Source organism: Hallella seregens ATCC 51272, from assembly GCF_000518545.1.
GTDB classification, from domain to species: domain Bacteria; phylum Bacteroidota; class Bacteroidia; order Bacteroidales; family Bacteroidaceae; genus Prevotella; species Prevotella seregens.
Window position 1 is genome coordinate 58,971 of the sequence record NZ_JADU01000010.1, and the last position, 17,634, is coordinate 76,604.

General features: G+C 47.0%; 7 protein-coding genes. All 7 read right to left on the reverse strand.

The window, feature by feature from the left end:
* Positions 1 to 6: 6 nt before the first annotated feature.
* Positions 7 to 3,243 (reverse strand): SusC/RagA family TonB-linked outer membrane protein, encoded by a 3,237-nt coding sequence (locus tag L888_RS0104490; protein WP_044248624.1) that lies wholly within the window; start codon positions 3,241 to 3,243, stop codon positions 7 to 9.
* Positions 3,244 to 3,265: 22 nt separating this feature from the next.
* Positions 3,266 to 4,948, reverse strand: coding sequence for a fasciclin domain-containing protein (locus tag L888_RS0104495; protein ID WP_027952014.1), 1,683 nt, complete (start codon positions 4,946 to 4,948; stop codon positions 3,266 to 3,268).
* 65 nt (positions 4,949 to 5,013) lie between these two features.
* Positions 5,014 to 7,026 (reverse strand): fasciclin domain-containing protein, encoded by a 2,013-nt coding sequence (locus tag L888_RS0104500; RefSeq protein WP_245594820.1) that lies wholly within the window; start codon positions 7,024 to 7,026, stop codon positions 5,014 to 5,016.
* Between the two features lie 16 nt (positions 7,027 to 7,042).
* Positions 7,043 to 8,773, reverse strand: a complete 1,731-nt coding sequence (locus tag L888_RS0104505) for a RagB/SusD family nutrient uptake outer membrane protein (RefSeq protein WP_027952016.1) — start codon at positions 8,771 to 8,773, stop codon at positions 7,043 to 7,045.
* A 10-nt stretch (positions 8,774 to 8,783) separates the two neighbouring features.
* A complete protein-coding gene (locus L888_RS0104510) occupies positions 8,784 to 12,110 on the reverse strand; it encodes a SusC/RagA family TonB-linked outer membrane protein (protein WP_027952017.1) in 3,327 nt (1,108 codons plus the stop codon).
* A gap of 3 nt (positions 12,111 to 12,113) precedes the next feature.
* On the reverse strand, positions 12,114 to 14,759 hold the full coding sequence (locus L888_RS0104515; protein WP_027952018.1) for a fasciclin domain-containing protein: 2,646 nt from the start codon (positions 14,757 to 14,759) through the stop codon (positions 12,114 to 12,116).
* A gap of 44 nt (positions 14,760 to 14,803) precedes the next feature.
* The gene (locus tag L888_RS0104520) at positions 14,804 to 17,377 is read right to left on the reverse strand and encodes a hypothetical protein (RefSeq protein ID WP_027952019.1); all 2,574 of its coding nucleotides are present in this window, start codon (positions 17,375 to 17,377) and stop codon (positions 14,804 to 14,806) included.
* Positions 17,378 to 17,634: the final 257 nt, after the last annotated feature.

A 17,634-nucleotide genomic window follows, 5' to 3' on the forward strand; every position in this document is an offset into this window, starting at 1 on the left:
CAACGGTTAGAGATTGATTTTGACACCAGCCACAATATTGCAGCTCTGCGGCAACTGGCCAAGGTCTATGCCCTGACCGACGACACTGTTTGTCATCGTAAATTCAGGATCGCTTCCAAGATATTTGGTCAGCGTGAACAGATTGTTGGCCTGCACCCAGAACTGGAATCCTTGAAGCAAGGTCGAGTTGACCGGCAAGGTGTAGCTCAATGTCACGGTCTTCAGTCGGATGTAGCTTCCATCCTCGATCCATCTGTCGCTGAAACGAGAGTTGCCCATCGGGTCTTGGAAAGTTGCCTTTGGCATTTTGGTCACCTGGCCTTCGTTCTGCCAGCGGTTGGTCATGGCCAAGGTCTGGTTCATGAACCTGCAGCCCGATTCAAGCTGTTGGCGCATGTAGTTGTACACGTCATTGCCCAAGCTGTAGTTGAAGTTCATGTCGAGGCGGAAACGCTTGTAGGCAAACGATGTGAAGATGTTACCATAGATGTCAGGGTTGGGGTCACCGATAATATCACGGTCGTTCTCATTGATGACATGGTTTTTGTCCTTGTCCACAAACTTCATGTCGCCGGCACCAAAGTAGTTTTTGTCTATTCCGTTGCTTCCCATTACATAAAGTCCATCGGACTTGGCCTCCTCGCTTGTGCTGTACACACCTGCGGTACGGTAACCATAGAACAGGTTGGCAGCACTGCCCACCTGTGTACGAATGGTTGCTCCATACACCGTGTTATCGAGATGAGTTTGTCCTTCCGACAAGGACACAATTTCATTCTTGTAGTGTCCTACACTTGCCCCCAGTTCCCAACTGAAGTCTTTCGCATTGACGAGCTTGCCCTTTGCCGTGACATCAAAGCCGTTGTTCTTGAGAGAGCCGCTATTGCACCAGTTCTTCTCTATACCAGAAACATAGTTGAGCGACTGATAAGTCAATATGTCTTCGGTGCGGCTGTTGAAATAATTGAAGCGGAGATTCAGACGGTTGTTGAACAAGTTGGTCTCCAACCCGATGTTCCAGCGCCTGGTGGTTTCCCACTTCAGGTGGTTGTTGCCGATATTCTCAAAGGTCAATCCTGACACACTCTGCAAATACTTGGTGGAAGAGAAGAAGCTACGGGCAGCATAATAATCTATATCGTCATTACCACTCACGTCATAACCTGCGCTCAACTTCAAGTAATTGACTGCCGACACGTTGGCAAACCACGTTTCATTGCTGATGACCCATGATGCCTGAATACCAGGGAAGATGCCCCATGCAGCGTTGAAAGCCTTCAATGCACCGTCTGCGTCCTTGCCAAAGCGTGAGGAAGCCTCGGCCGTCAAGTTGCCTTGCAGATAGTAACGCTGCAAGTAATTGTATTCTGCTTGCGCATACCAGGCAATGGAAGTCCAGTTGTCATTGGCACCAGTGGTCTTGATATTCAATAAAGAGCTGGAGATAAACGGAGTCTTATCGTTACCGGTGTTATATCCCAACTGAGTGTTGAGCGTATAGCTTTCCCAATTGATACGCGCCCCGGCAAAAGCATAGATGGCGTGGGGGCCATATCTGTTGTTCCAATCCAAACGCGTATCGCTCATCACAGAGTTCTGCTTGGAAAACAGCGAACGCACCTCGTTCTCACGAAAGCCTCCCACACTGCTTACATAGTAATTGGGTACACCACTAATAGGAATATAAAACTTCTCATTGGTGTTCACCAAATTGTAGCTGAAATGCTCGCTCAGACAGAGATGCTTGTTGAATTGGAACTTAGGCGTAACAGCCAAGTTTACCATTGAGTTCTCCCAACGGTTCTTGTTCTCTGCATCAGCATACTCATTGATGGCATAAGGATTGCCCAGCTTGTAGTTGTAATTCTTATAGCCCGATAAAGCCTCATCAAGGTAAGATTCTGCATCCACATCCAAATAGCTGTGGCTCAAGATACCATTGGCGTAAGCATAAGGGCTGAGCATAGGACTCTTGACATATGCCAGGAAAGCCGGTGAGGTTGGAGTTCCCTCATTATAACCCTCCGGTGCTCCGTCATTACGGATGTTTCGAGTCTGATTGGCAAAAGAAGCATCGAAACGCATGCTGAATTTTTCGGTGAGATGGATGTCTGCATTGAACCGTATGTTCAGTCGATTGAGATTGTTACACTTCAATGTGGTCTGGTTGCTGATATATCCAAGACTCAAGTTATAGTCGGCAACATTGTCACCACCCTCTACATTGATGTTGTAGTTCTGGGTTAGTGCCGTGCGGTACACGCCTTTCTTCCAGTCAGTATTGTTGTGATACTGTGGATAATAGTAATAAGACGGGTCATCGTTAAGGAATTTGAAACTCGTCATCATGGTGTTGGTCGTCGAGAGCATGTCGGAAGCATAGCTCTTGTACTGTGTGGCATTCATCATGTCATAGAACTTGGGCTGCATCACGACACCTGCCGACAGACTGGCAGTGATACGCGTTGCCATACTATGACTACGCCGGGTCTCGATGATGATGACTCCGTTGGCTCCCTTTGCACCATAGAGAGCCGTTCCATTGCGGAGAACGGTTACTTTCTCTATATCGGTCGGCGAAATGTTGTTGAGAATATTGTTGTAGAAACCATCATGGAGCATCATGCGTCCATACTGTTGCTCTATGATGACACCATCAACGACAACCAAGGGTTGTGCATTGACATTGAGGGAGTTCAGACCGTTTATAAACATCACGCTTCCCGTGCCTGCATTGCCATTACGGGCTACCGTATGTACTTCTGCACCCATGCGCTTCTGGATTTCGTCCTCTACACTCACCGCATTGGAATACTGGAAACCCGAGGCCGCCTGTTGTCCCGTAACGTTGGTTCCAAAAATGTATTCTGAGGAGAAAGCAGAAGAATAGAGCTTGATGTCACGCTGACTGTCACCACGCAACAATCCTATCTTGACCAGATTGTAGTCTGGGGCCGTCACCTGCAAGGTTGATGCAAACTCTGGAACGTTGAGTTCATACTCACCTTTGTCATTGGTAAGCACGCTGTATCCCTGCATCTCACCCACACTCACCAAGGCACCGGAAACTGGCAAGTTGGTTGCGGAGCTGAGCACACGTCCCTTAACCTTTCGTGTGGGATATTGCTTGGCTGTTTTCAGAGACTTCGTATCTTTGGAGTTGACGGTCTCCGCCTCTTGCGCCATCATTGTATTGGTGCCGATCATTAAGGCCGACAAACCAAACAGTATATATCTTTTCATTGTATAAACATATTAAGTGAAATCAATAGGTTACCTTGTACTCCTTGGCTTCACTCACCGGAGCGTCATGCGGTTTCACGATGATGCAGTCGATACGCATCGTGGTCTGGTACTTGGATGTCTGATTTGTCGGCACATCCGTGTAAATTTTCACCTTTGCCTGATAATCACTTAGTCCCCATGAAGCAGTCTTGAACTTATAGTTGCTCTTGATCTTGATGGTATCGATCACATCAGCCTTAGTTGTGAAACTTGCGTTGCGTTCCCATTTGGTTACACCACTTTGCTGATAGCCCACCTGCGCCCTGAACTTTACAGGAAGGCGTTGGTCTTCCGTAGCAAGGGTGTCGTAGGCCAGTGCCGGAACGAAGATAGCATAAATGTCGTACGCCACATTGGACAGCACGTCAGGTATCTTGAATGTCACCGAAGGCTGAGCACCCAAGGCATCTGGGGAAATCTCTACAAAAAGGTTGCCTGACACCTGCCCATAGAATGGATTATTGCTCAATACAGAGCGGACAGTCATCGGATCAATGGCATTGTACAGTGTATCCTGGTATAATGTCTGCTCAGCTTCACAACTAATGGTCTTCAAGAATGTGTCAAACTTACTGATACGGAAATTTGAAGCCTTGCGTATATGTCCATTGCTTAAGGATATGTCCTTTGTGCCCTCGAATATTCCTCCAGAAGCAAAGGGCTTATAGAAGACATCACCCATGTGGGACTCTATAGACAACAGCTTACGCATCTCTGCATAGGTTGACACCGCAGAGTCCTGGAAAGCTATGTCACTCTGGCCACTACGATTGAAGAAAGCTGACCTGACGATGGCCAAACGCGCATTTGTAAACTGCAAAGAATCGCGGTCGTCCACCCTAGTGTCATAATTGAAATAAGGCGTATACTCCTCTACCAGTCTATTCCATTCCGCATTGGTAGGTGCAAGCACCCAATAAGTAGAGTCTTCACTGTTGATGTAGCCATAGAGCGTATAGAAGGCATTGTTATATACCGTAACGGAATCCAGATATTGGGTCTTGCCGTCAACAATGCCTCCAGGCACACTTTGACTTGCGTCAAACTCGTAGACTCCGAAACTCTTAACGAACTTATTGATACTGTCCAGCTCTTCGTCCGTTGCCAGATATTCTGCAATGTTAGGGGCATACGACAGCGCATTGCCTATTGTATAAAGAATGCCATTGTTGTAAAGTACATTCTTGGTCTCAAAGTTTCCCCCTCCTATTGATGTTGGGGTAAACATCTGGTACTTTCCATTCATCATCCTCAAGGAATCATTGGTGGTCGTAGACACAGACTTCTTGTAGAGTGCAATGTGGTTTTGCAGCACTTGCTTGATGACCGTATTCTCTTCATCTTTCACGCCAGCAGCCTTCTGCTTGTTGTACACGTTCACAAGACTGTCGGCCGTACTCTCACTCAAGCCACTGTTGGTCAGGGCAAACACGGTGTAGGTCTGGCTTCCGTCGAGCTTGGCGTCATATCCGCAAGCCTTGATTACCTTGGCAAAATGGCTCAAGTCTGGTTTGCTCTCTATGGCTTGCCAAAGGGTGGTATTGATGACACCATCCTTTGCCTCGCTGTAATGCTCATCCCACTTGTCGGAGCAGGATGCGCAAGACAGAGCCGCCAAGATAACGACCGCTGCTTGCTGTTTATATGATTTCTTCATTTTCATGTGTATAGAATATAGTGATGATTCTATGTCATATTTCTTTCCGTTTTTCTATGCCTGCATCAGGTTTAGAGGGGGTCTTCCATATTGCTGTCGGAAACTCCGTAGACGCTCTTCGGAACCAGTTCGAGATAGTCGAGGTCGAACTCGGTCTGGCCTGTTGACACACAGCGTATGCGCAAGTAGTGATCCTCATGGGGGTTGATGTGAACCGTACACAGGACACGGCGCAAGGTATTTTGCACTGTCACAAACTGACGGTATGTGCTGGCTCCGGCTCCATCGTAACGGTAACCGCCCATGGCCCCCCGATAGTATCCCTTGTTCTTCAGGTTTTTATAGTCGGAAGACTTGTCTGCATCACTCATGCTGGCGTAATCCTGCACCCAGTCTGATCCCAAGAGAGAGGCATCGGTCAAGAGTTTGGTCATATCCAAAGGAATGCCTTGAGGCTTGCCGTCGAAGTAAATCTGGGCTATGCCACGTGTGCTCTCGGCGGCATATCCCAAGCGAATCTGCCAGTCACCTTCGTACGGAACAGGAGGTATCTTGAAAGTAATGTCAAAATTGCCAAAGAGGTTGAACTCATCACCCTCGTAAGAGTCGTAATAGTCGTGAGGACGACGGTAGACAAAATAGCCTGTACTCTTCACATTCTTCAGATAGCCATTAGGAAAATAGTAGTTGCGACCATACTTTCCCGTCTCATCATAGTCTGGATCCTGCTGCTTCACGTTACCGTTCTGGCGAATGCCATTGGTCTCAATCTCGGGGAAGATAGTAGCAAAGTCCATGCGGATACGGCAGTTCTGAACAATGTCTCGAGTGGTCTCGTCGAAGGCAAGAATGTCGTCCACATAGAAATACCAGCCGTTGATAGCCTGATTGGAATACTCGTTCTCCACACTCTGCTGCACCATGGCTCCACGAATCTTGTACTCATCGTCACGACGACGGTTGATGTAATACTGCTTTGTCTGGTCAGCATCAGCATATTTCAGCATGGTGAGCTTCTCAACTTTCAGCATGGTATGTGGCAACAGCGTCTCATACCAGTCGACAGGATTCATCAAGTTCGTCATGATGCCTATGTCGTTGAGCGGAGTAAGGTAGTTCCAGCCCTGCATCTTGCGGTCGAGAATGTGATACTGAACAAAACGGCGAAGCGGGTTAATGCTGTCTGTCAAATGGTCATAGCCATGGCCTTCTTTGTTGACATCATCAGGATACATCACGTCGTAGATTTCGCAAGCTTTATGATAAAGGGCTTGCAGGCTGTTGATGCCATACTTTTTGTACAATACTTCATTGGTAGGAACAAACGCCGTATAACCAAACATCTTGGTATCCGGAACCGTAGCGGTTTCCTTGTTCACGTGCGAAGTGTACTTGTAGCGTGCATACTGGTCTGAATTATAGCTCGCGTCACGATAGTTTTCTTTCATCATTGTAGCCAAACCCGTCGCATTGAGAGCCTCGGTAAAAAGGCTGATGTTCTTGTTCTCCTCCATTACGTCGGGCAACATGCGGTTGCTGTTCTCCAGCACCTCGCTCACAGGCTGCATGATACCGTTCTGCACGGAATCATCCTGCAGTTCAAAGATGATATGGGAGGTTCGATTTAGGAACACCACGGCATTGCTGTCATTGTCCAGGCCATGGCTCACCTCAATGTAGCGGCGATTCATATTTGGACTAGCGATAACGCCTGTGTTCATATCGGAAGTGGCGTACATATTACTGATAAGATGGGTACGCGCGATGGTGTCGCAATCTGCCTTGGAAAGTTCCGAGACAGAAGACAAGCCCCGCCTGCTTAGGTAGCGGCTAATGGCTTCGTTGGTGGGTGGAAAACAGGTGTAAGCGCCGTATGCCGACATCTGTTTCATCATGCCTGCACGCTCTATAATGCTTGCGAACTCACTGAAATCCTTGTGGCTTTTAAGGTAATCGCTCACCATCTCACCCGTGAAAGTATAATAGTTGGAGGTGTCCGGCTCGTCAGAACAACCGGTGATAGTCATTCCCGTCAATCCAAGCCCCAAAAGGAATGCAAGCCCATATTTTATCTTTCCGTTCATAATCCTCATGTTTTAATTATTTTGTGGTAGAGTAAGATGAGTCATCAGAACCAGAGCCGTAGACCGGATTCTGCACCAAATTGCCGTTCACCTTAATTTCTTCACTGTTGTATGGCCAGTAGAGTGCATCCATCTTGGCCAGTTTGCTCTGAACGACGCCAGCGTTATCCGATCCTTTCTGTTGCACCTTGTTGACCAAGAAACTGGTTTTGCCATCCCTGCGGGACTTGCGCACAAGGTCGTACCACCGCTTGCCCTCGAACATCAGTTCGCGCTGACGCTCCAACAAGACAAGTTGTTCCATCTGCGATTTGCTGGAATAATCATTGTAAGAGATGTCTGTATAGTTGGTTGCCTTGGAAGAACGCTTCTCTATGACATTCACCAACTCGTAGGCAGCCTTGAGCAGAGAGTCGTTCTTGGTTTTCGCCTCGTCGGTCTGTGGGTCATCGCTCACCATTTGAACCAATGCCTCCGCCTTCAAGAGCATGATGTCGGCAGTGCGGTAGATAATCCATGGCGCATAGCAGTTGCTTTCTGTAAAATGGTTGCCGGTTACCTTTACATCAGATGCCGAGTTCGTAGACACTACAATGTCTTGATTGGAATACTTGCCTATACCATAGATAGAAGTGGTCACCTTTTCAATATTCTCATAATAACGCAGGTCATCCTTGTCCTTAAAGACCTTGAACAGTTCGTCTGGCACATCTGTGGCTATAAAGTTGGCAGGTTTGATGATTCCTGGGAAAGTGGTCATGTTACCGTACAGATAGCTGACACTTCCATTGGACGGCTTGTTCTTATCACTGTCAAAAAGCAGCTCAAAAATATTTTCCATAGACCCACTGGGGCCATAGATTCTATAATAGGTGTAACCATTATACCTCTCGCCAGTCCTGTCACTAAACAAAGGGTAGCCCTCAAAAAGCTTGCTGTTGCTGCCGTAGGAACTGCCCGAAGAATTCTTGGAATCCTTGAATTCTCTGGTTTTGCTTTCCAATACGATGTCGGCATACTTGACTGCACCGGCATAGTCCTGTTTCCAGAGATACATCTCACAAAGCACGGCATCAATACAGTCGCGGGTGATTCGGCCACGCTGGTAAAGCGGTTTGGTCTCTTCGTACTTGCTCACAGCATAAGGACGCACACTCTCCAAATCGGCAATCAGATTGCCGAGTATCTGGTCGAACGATGTTGCTGGCAAGTTCATCTTTTGGGTGTCATCCACAAAAGCCGTGGTGGTGTAAGGCACATCACGGAACGTACGGATGAGGTAGAAATACATCAAGTCTCGAATGGCGGAAACCTCAGCACGGGTTGCATTCAAGTCACTCTCCGAATAATTAGGATCTTTCTCTGCCACTTGCGGCGCATAGAGCAACACCAGGTTGCAGCGGTTGATGATGTCGTAGAACTCGCCCCATGTCGTGTAAGTATTCTTGGCATTGATATTCTCCTTAAAAATGTTGGACAGTGCCTCGTTGTTGGCAATGTTCGTACCTCCCACCATGTTGTCGGAACGCGACTCGCCCCAGATAATCATTCTATCGATGATGGTTTGCGACCGCATGTCGGCATAACAACCCATCACAATGTTCTCAACGTCGCTCTTGTTGGTCCAGAACTGATCCTGAACTATCTCGTTGAGCGGCTGGATGGTTAGGAAGTCGGAGCACGAGCTGAAGCCGAAGCTCAACATTCCTGCCATACTTATCGTCAATATGTTGTTTTTCAAATTCATAGTTGTTCCTTTAAAAATCGACGGTTACGCCTAATGTATAAGACTTGGCACGTGGGGTTTGACCTCTGTCTATTGATGCACCATAACTTCCATAGCTCACTTCTGGGTCGGCACCCGTGTATTTGGTCAGGCAAAAAAGGTTGTTGGCACTCAAGTAGAATCGCATTCCGCGTATGCCGAGTGTCTTGCTTATCCTTTTCTGGTCGAAAGCATAAGACAACTGCAGGTAGTTGAGACGCAAGAATGAGCCTTCTTCCACAAAGCGGTCGCTCACGAGTGTATTGTAGTTGGAGGTGGAACCATACATGGCCCTTGGAATAGAAGTCATGTCGCCCTCCTTGCGCCAACGATAGTTTACGGCTTGGCTCTGGTTATTGTTGTTGACCATTGCCTCTGCGTCCAGACGAGTCAGATTCAGAATCTTGTTGCCGATGCGATAGTTAAACTGCGCATTGAGCTTCCAGCGGTTGTAGTTGAAGTTAAAACCGAAACCACCTGTCAGTTTTGGCAAGGAGCTGCCCAAATAAACAATATCAAGCGCATCGACGTTTCCGTCATGATTCACATCCTCGTAGATGGCATCACCTCCCTTTAACTTGTAGTTCTTGGCCGTACTCCCATTGGAATAGTTGTACATCATGCGTACCGGCTTGCCCTTGTCGTCGTATATGACCGCTCCATCGTTTGCAAGTGCAATTGGGGCCGTCTTGCCAGAAGCGAGAAACGCTTGTTGCTCCTCGGTGGTCATATTGGCAAAAGTATTATACTGGTACTGATACACACCCTTGCTGCGGAACCCGTAAATGGCTCCGAACGGATTGTGTATCTGCACACGCTGCAAAGTCTCACGGTTGCCATAAGCAAAGGTCGAGTTCAATGTCTCCAGAATCTGTGGATCCATTTCAAGAATCTCATTTTTGTTGTTGCCAAGGGTTGCGTTCATGTCAATCCAGAACTTCTTGCCGATAGTAACAAGTTTGTTGGTGTTGATATTCAACTCCCAACCTGTGTTGCGCATCGAACCGACATTCTTGTATGCCAGCGTATAATAACCGGAATTGGAAGGTATGCGTACATTGTTCATCAACATATCACTGGTGGTCTCATTGTACCAATCGACTGCAACGGTCAACTTATCGTGCCAGAAGCCAAAGTCCATACCCACGTTGTATGACTTTTTCTTCTCCCATCGCAAGTCTGTCAGTTTCAAGTTGCTTGGCCGCATGGTGGAAGCATCCAGGTAGGTGCTGCCGGTCACATACTTGCTGACATACAGATAGTCGGAGCCAGGCTGGTTACCAACAACACCCCAACTTGGACGAATACTCAACATGGACAACCAGTCACTTGTACCTTTCATCCAAGGCTCGTCCACAACATTCCACCGCAAGGATACTGCAGGAAAATATCCCCAACGGCGATCGGGGCCAAACTTTGTCGTCCCATCTGCACGTACGGAGAAGTCAAACATGTAACGCCCCTTGTAAGTGTAGTGGGTTGAGAATGTATAGAACATCGAGCGCCACTGACTAAAATTGGAATTCATACCTGTAATAATACCACCAGACTCCGGGTTGACAATACCACCTGACGGGAGACCACTCCCATCCGTTGACTGTCCATTGGAGCTGCCCGATGTCAATTCAAAACGTGCCATCGCCATTAAGGAATGATCCTTGTTTTTGAAAGCAGGGATGAAAGTAAGAGTTTGTTTAGTGTTGAAAGCCGTACTCTTATTGCTACTGGCATTGGCAGAGTTCACACCATTTGTCCATGAGGTCGTAACCAGCTCGTTGGGATAGAACTTGTCCACGTACTCATTAAAGATGTTCATGTAGACGCGTCCTTGCCAGTTTAGCTGCGTATGATCCTCATCCATGCCCAAGAGGTGATAGTTTAGTTCAAACTCTGGGGTGATGTCATAAGTACGGTCGTCAAACTTGGCAAGATTGGCACTTGCCACAGGGTTTACGTACACTTTCTGGTCGTCATTGAAAACTGACGATGCCGACTGCAACATCGTGTAATATTTGTCCGTATCGACTCCAGTCACAGGTTCCTGTTCGTAGATGCCCATATTAGGCATCTTCTTGTACGCGATAGACAAGAGATCATCATAGTTTTTCTTGTTTTTTGTGTAAGTCATCGCGAAGTTGGTCGAGATTTTAATACGGTCGCTAACATAGTAGTCCAAAGCCACACGGGTAGCAAAACGATTCAGCTGCTGCTTGATGATGGAACCTGTTTCATGGTCGAAACCGCCGGCAATACGGAAAGTGGCCTTCTCTCCACCACCGGTCACAGACAAATAGTGGTTCTGGCGCAGACCGAATTGTGTCACTGCATCTACCCAGTCGGTATTGTTGTTATACTGCTCGTATTCTGAGAATGTGGGGTCATAGTTCAATTCTGGAATATTCGAGGTTTTGTCGCTTTGTTCAGGGTTGAAGTAACTTTCCTTCAATAACATGGTGTAGTCATTACCGTTCAGCAACTTATAACCCTTGGGTTGGTAAGTACCCGTAAGACGCAGTGAATAAGTGAGCTGCGGCTTACCACGGGTGCCGCGCTTTGTTGTAATCTCTATGACACCGTTGGCACCTTGCGAGCCATAAATGGCTGTAGCTGCCGCATCTTTTAACACTGTGATGCTGGAAATATCCTCTGGGTTAATGTTCAACAACTGTGAAAACTGCTCGTCGTTGGCATTCTTCACGTCAAAGCTGGTCATGTCCACATTCCAAGTATTGCCATTCACCACAATCAACGGGTTGTCACTGGTCAACGTACTTACCGACGAGGAGCCACGCAACCGCATGCTGGTTCCTGCACCCAAGTTACCAGAAACAGAAACGATGTCCAATCCCGAGATACGACCTTGCAAAGCCTCGTCTACAGTATTCAAACCCAATCCCTCGAACTCCTTGGCGGAAATCGTTTGGGCTGCATAGGAAAGCTCTCGCTCCGGAATGGCAAGACCACCCGAATTGATACGCTTCTTGGCAGTAATCGTAACCTCTTCCAACTGAAGATCAGAAGTAAGCTCTATAGTATACTCTGCCTTGTTGATAGGCATGGACACTGTCTTGTACCCTATATAGCTGAAACGAATCTTATTCTTGGCATTGCGCACCTTCATCGAGAAGTTACCATTGACATCAGTCATCGTAGACTCCACGATACGACCGTTTCCGTCAATCTCACAGACAGACGCACCTGCGATAGCCCCCAACTCATCGTTCACCACACCATGCACAGCTGTGATTTGCTGGGCTGACATTCCTAAGGCGGCTGCACAAAAGATTGCCAATATCTTATATCTTAATTTATCCTTCATATATTACCTCCTCCTCTGTTTTGCATTGGTTCCACTTTTCAGTCCCGCTACCTCTTTCCAACTGGTCTTTTGCGCAGTGTTGTAAAGCAATGCACCATCTATCAGGTGAACCACTACGTCGGAAGCATTGTAAATCTCATCATTGTCCGTATCCTTATTCTTGATCCAATACTCACGACCCTGAATATTGTAGAGTCCAGAAGTCTTGACTAATTTTCGGACTTCACCCAGCTGGTCTGTAACTGTCAGACCTGAATCATCTGAAGTTACAGTCACACTATAGAATCGCTTATTAGCTGGATTGTTGGTAAAAGTTTCATATTTTGTTGCAATATTGTTTGGCCCCCCAATAATCACAGAGTTGTCTTGAATATGATATTTCAAGAAGTTGATGATACGGGTGGACAATGCGGTTTTTGCTTTCTTGAACTTGGTATTGTCACCTCCGAAATCATCCACCTTAAGAGCTTCTATGTCTGACCAATATGGCAGATACCCCTGCTCATGCAATGCCTCTATTGACTCGTTGGTAGGCACATAGACCGTATAGTTGTAGGCATCAAACAGGCTGATATTCATGTCTGCGCAAGTATAAGCACCACTTTTGGCCTTCATCAAAGCATCCGAAGAAGAGACAGAACCTGAACCACTCATCAATTCATAGAACTTAGTGTATTCCGGGTGAGCCCTCAATATCGCATAAGTCGATTTCTGGCTGGTCATAGGCATCTGTTCGTTGAGTATGTACGACTTTCCATTGCCATCCGGCCCCATGTCTGTAATACTTTGAATTTTCACACTTCTTCCCTGCTCCTCTTGTAAGCCTCCCGCTACGGTCATCATGCTTGCATCGCCAGGGTTAGTCACTTTCAGGAAGCCACCGCTCTTGGTTTTGTAGAAGACCTTTCCATCTTCCACATCACCCACGACAATAAGGTTGTTGATCAAGTCTACCAACCGGTTCTGAACCTGATTATCCGTGGCATCGGACAAGCTCTCTCCTGGTAAAATGGTCTGGTTCGCCAAATCATACTTGTAACGATGCGCTTTGACTGTCTTGGTATTGTCATCATAGTAGAACTGGTAGAGTATCTGAGTCGTATTACCATACGAGCATGGATCTACATAGTTCAGCATTGCCATATTGGTAGGGATGAAGAAACTGTATTTAGAGTCCATGGAGTTGAGATATGGCTCAAATGAGTTATTGGGGATTCCGGAGATGCCCCAGTAGATGACGTTCATCGTCTTTTCATTGACCAAGGCAGGGAAAGACACCGATGAGTAGTCTGCCGGAGCAAACACCTTATTAGATAGGTACACGACTCCGTTGCAGCCCATGAAACAACTGTCCACGTTGGCCGGCTTGATGCCGATTGACACTTTCGTGGTGTTGTCCACAATATTGTCGAACTTGGATGGCACTGTCTCCGAGAATGAGTTGACCATGCCGATGTTGACCAATTTCACCAACACCTTGGTAGGAACGTTTTCCCAAGAACCGTACATCTCCTGAAGCACCTTGCCGCCTGCATTCCACCAAGTGTCAAGTGCTTTGTTGGACGGCACGACTATGGCACCACAGTCATAGTGCAAGTCCTTATCGGAAGAACCTGAAGTATAATACTGGTTCCATCCGGGATCAAAGAGAAGTTTCGATTCTACGACATTACCTTTCGGGTCTATGCCGACTTCTCCCTGTGCCTGTGAGCCATAGTAGCCCGTGTTGCCTGAGGATGCAAAATATTTCAGGGTGAACACAGAGTCTGAATTGTTGTAGAGGCGGTTATACTCCTTAGTGGCAGCCTCATCGTAATAGGGCGCAGAAAACCGAGAGAGCATTTTTGCAAACGTGCTCATATTGGCGTGGCTATTGATAATCTGAGCCATATTGTCCGACGGGGTCATCACTCCGTCCACCTTATGTATATAGCCATTCTTACAGGTGATGTCGCTCTCCGTAACTTTCTTGCCGTTTACCCATGAATCGGCGATGGAGTTGGACTCATGATTGGTAAGCATGTCGAGATCTCCTGAAGTAATCTTATTGGTTTGCATGTACGCCGGCAGAAAATGGATCATGGGTTTGCTGGTATTGTCACGTAGCAGGATGATGCCTCTCGCATTGCCCTTGTATTGGCTCCAGTATTCTGTATTTGGCATCTTGTCTGGCAAAATGCGCGATACGGAGTCCAATACAGACACGGCAGTCTCACGACGCATGCACAATCCTTCCTGAGGAGGATTCCCACTCAAGTTGCTCAGCAATTCTATCAAGTAGGCATTGTTGATCATCGAACCATTCAACAGGATTTTCTTCTGCCCCGTCGACAGGTCTTCATACTTGCGTACCCCCCAGCTATTGGTCCTGAAGAATTCCTCAAAAGCCGCATCGTCGGCGATGAACAGCGTCTTACTACCCGTTTGGCTCAATACAGGCGCTTGCCCCAAATCGTCAATCAGTTGTATCGTATAGGTGTAATTGCCATAGTTCTGGAGCTGCTCATAAATAGAATTGCCCAACCACAATGGTTGTCCCTCCAATACATCCTGCGTACAAGACTGGGTCAATCCCGAACCAACTAACAGGAGTATAGCCACTGCGGCAGAGGCTCCTCTCTTTCTATTCTTAGGATTTTTGTTTCTCATAAACAAACACTTATATTTTCACATTTATAATCTTTCCCTATCGGTTACTCTACGAGTATCTTCACGGCCGAACTGCTATGCCCATTGGATGCTCGGAGAACATACACGCCCTTAGAGATATTGCAAGGCACATGGTAGTCGCCATCGCGCATGAAACTCTGTGAATAGATTGCCTTGCCGGCAACAGAATACATCACTACAGGTATCTGATATCTTCCTGCTGCCTTGATGCTGAGTGGAATGTTATCACCGGGACTAACCACGGTTTTATCCAATACCAATTCAAACTTCGTTGCTTCGTTGGCAACAATGTTGTCTATTCCCGTAGACTTTTTGAAAGTAGGATCGGTCAGACTGCTGTTGTAAGCATACCACTTCATCTGCGCCTTGGCAGGCTGATATACATTTTCTCCCATCTTCAGGCGGTAATCGAAATGGTGCTTTCTGGTCTCATCGTTCACATATATATAATCTGTATTGCATACTACAGCTATCACCACGTCGTTAGCCGGCTGCTCCTGCAAGGTCATGACCACATCCCCTTCTCCCTCCACTGGCTGGGAATAGTATCTCTTTCCTCTCTTTGAACGATAGCACAACATGCAGACCATATTGGAGTCCAATGGCTTGAAATGGATACTGACTGTGTTGCCTTTCTTGCCCTCCACATGTAAAGGAATCTGGTTGGCCCCACTCCATCCCGGCGTTGTGCGATATTCCGGATAATACCACCCTACGCTGTCTGTCTCGTTACACTTGTACATATTGGCATAAGGAGTAGCCTGCCACACTTTCACACTTTTCCAATAAGGCGCCCATTCCTGCTTGATGTTTACCAACCAGTTGTCGTTGAGCAGTTTGAGACATGCATTAGCCCACACACCGACATCAAGCATGGCTTGCCTTGCACGATATTCCAAGATAAGATGGCGCATCTGATTCTCGCCAAGCGAGTCGGCCATTCCCTCGAGAACCCTACTCTTGCAATAACGCCAAATCCATGGAATGCTTCCCTTGCCGAGGATCTCACTCACGAAATGCGGGAAAAGCTCACCATACTGCACACCTCCCAAAAGGTTGCGCCAAGTACAAACCTGCTGACTTCCGTTATACATATTGACACCTTCGGCACTTGGTCCTCCAAAAGAATCGTCGAGCAACCAACCCGAGTAGCATCCTATCGGCATGAACGGAGCTATCATGTTTCCTGCACTCAAGTAACCCATACTCGTGGGGATGGTTCCTGTTTTCCTGACCTCAGCCTCGGCCTGAAGCCATGTGTTACCCGCTTCTTGGTACCAAGCAGACTGTTTGCATCCCTCAAGGTCGGCAAAAATGGCATGTATGCCTTCATGTACACAGGCGTTCTGTTGAAACGTCTGGTCTGTCACGGAACTCCCATAATACTTGTCATAAGTAAAAGCTGGATCAAAACAAGCTATCGGGTAATAGCTGATGTTCACCATCGGCCAACTTCCACCATCATACCATGTAGCCCCTTGCCACCCTCCACGAGCCGTAGAATCAGCAGGGTCACTGTAAAGTCCGCTTCCATACACATATACTGTACTGTAATAGCCATTGCGGGCACGCTTGTCGGGTGGCCAGCCCATCTCGTCACGGAAATAGGCGAAATCCTCATTCATCTTTGCAAGGAGGTTCTTCTTTGCCGTCTCCGTGACGTATTTGCTTGTTTTGTCTCCCCAAGCGACAGCCCACCAGCCATCAGCCATATATCCTTTTTGGTTATTGTTCTCCGGCAAGAACTTAGTAGGTGCCTTGAGCGCAGGATATTCACTGCGATAGTCGTAACTCAATGTCGGAGAGTAGGCTGGCCATTCGTAGGAAACCAACGGATCATACAAGGTATAGGTCAGCGAAGTCTGCCGACCGCACTCACGCTCATAGGTCACGGTGTACTTTCCGAGCCCGTCGGCAACAACGCTCGGAGTGTTGGCAACGGTGCCGTCAGGCAGCATCCATTCCCATCTGCCTTCTTCCGTTACGCCATCCGGCAACACCACCGAAGGCATAAGCGTCACAGGCTTGCCTATATAATAAGGTATGGCAGATGACGGAGCAGACAGTTTCGCAGCAATGCAACCGGCAGTCACCTCACCGTAAACATTCACCTCACGGATGCCGCACCCCTTGTCGCCTTTCATGTAAATCCTAACTCTGTTGGACGTAAAATTCAACATGGTATTCGAGACACCACGCCTGTTGATACCATCTATACCCACAGACTTTACCCACCTCTTGCCGTTCCAGTAAGCGATATATGCGTCAGTAGGAAGATTGATGTCTCCGTCTTCGGTAGCCCAGTACACCTGAATCTTGTCCAGGACACAGTTTGTCTCCCACTGCAATTCCACATATTCGTAAGTACCGTAAAAATCTTCACCATGGAGTGTGCTCCAATATGGAGCGTTGGTATTGGCGTTGCCGTCATTGATCAAACTGACAGGATTGGATTCCGATTGCACAGAAGCTCCCATTTTCCACACCTTATCGGTTATTTCCACACATGCCCCCATCGCACTCACTGCGAAAAAAGACATGGCAAGTCCCAATAGCCGATTTGCAGAATTTTGCAAAAGATTCTTTGGTCTCATCATACATTAAAGCTTTAGGTTTTGTTTTGTTCGTAAAATTAAGACCTTTTTTAGGAACGCGCAAATTATATAATCGCAAAATATTCCATTTACTAATACATATCTCCAACTATAATTTTAAAATAAGAGAATAGTCTAATTTGATAGAAAAATCATCCAAATTCCTATTTTTAAGACGATTTTCTCATGTGTTTCTTCTTTTTTTATATAGATTTGTGGTGCCATTAAGAAAGGCTATCATAACAAACGTTGATCTCAAG

Excerpts from the sequence above, each read along its gene's own strand:
- L888_RS0104515 (WP_027952018.1), bottom strand. The coding sequence starts at position 14,759 with ATGAGAAACAAAAATCCTAAGAATAGAAAGAGAGGAGCCTCTGCCGCA.
- L888_RS0104520 (WP_027952019.1), bottom strand. The coding sequence starts at position 17,377 with ATGATGAGACCAAAGAATCTTTTGCAAAATTCTGCAAATCGGCTATTG.
- L888_RS0104505 (WP_027952016.1), bottom strand. The coding sequence starts at position 8,773 with ATGAATTTGAAAAACAACATATTGACGATAAGTATGGCAGGAATGTTG.
- L888_RS0104490 (WP_044248624.1), bottom strand. The coding sequence starts at position 3,243 with ATGAAAAGATATATACTGTTTGGTTTGTCGGCCTTAATGATCGGCACC.
- L888_RS0104495 (WP_027952014.1), bottom strand. The coding sequence starts at position 4,948 with ATGAAAATGAAGAAATCATATAAACAGCAAGCAGCGGTCGTTATCTTG.
- L888_RS0104510 (WP_027952017.1), bottom strand. The coding sequence starts at position 12,110 with ATGAAGGATAAATTAAGATATAAGATATTGGCAATCTTTTGTGCAGCC.
- L888_RS0104500 (WP_245594820.1), bottom strand. The coding sequence starts at position 7,026 with ATGAACGGAAAGATAAAATATGGGCTTGCATTCCTTTTGGGGCTTGGA.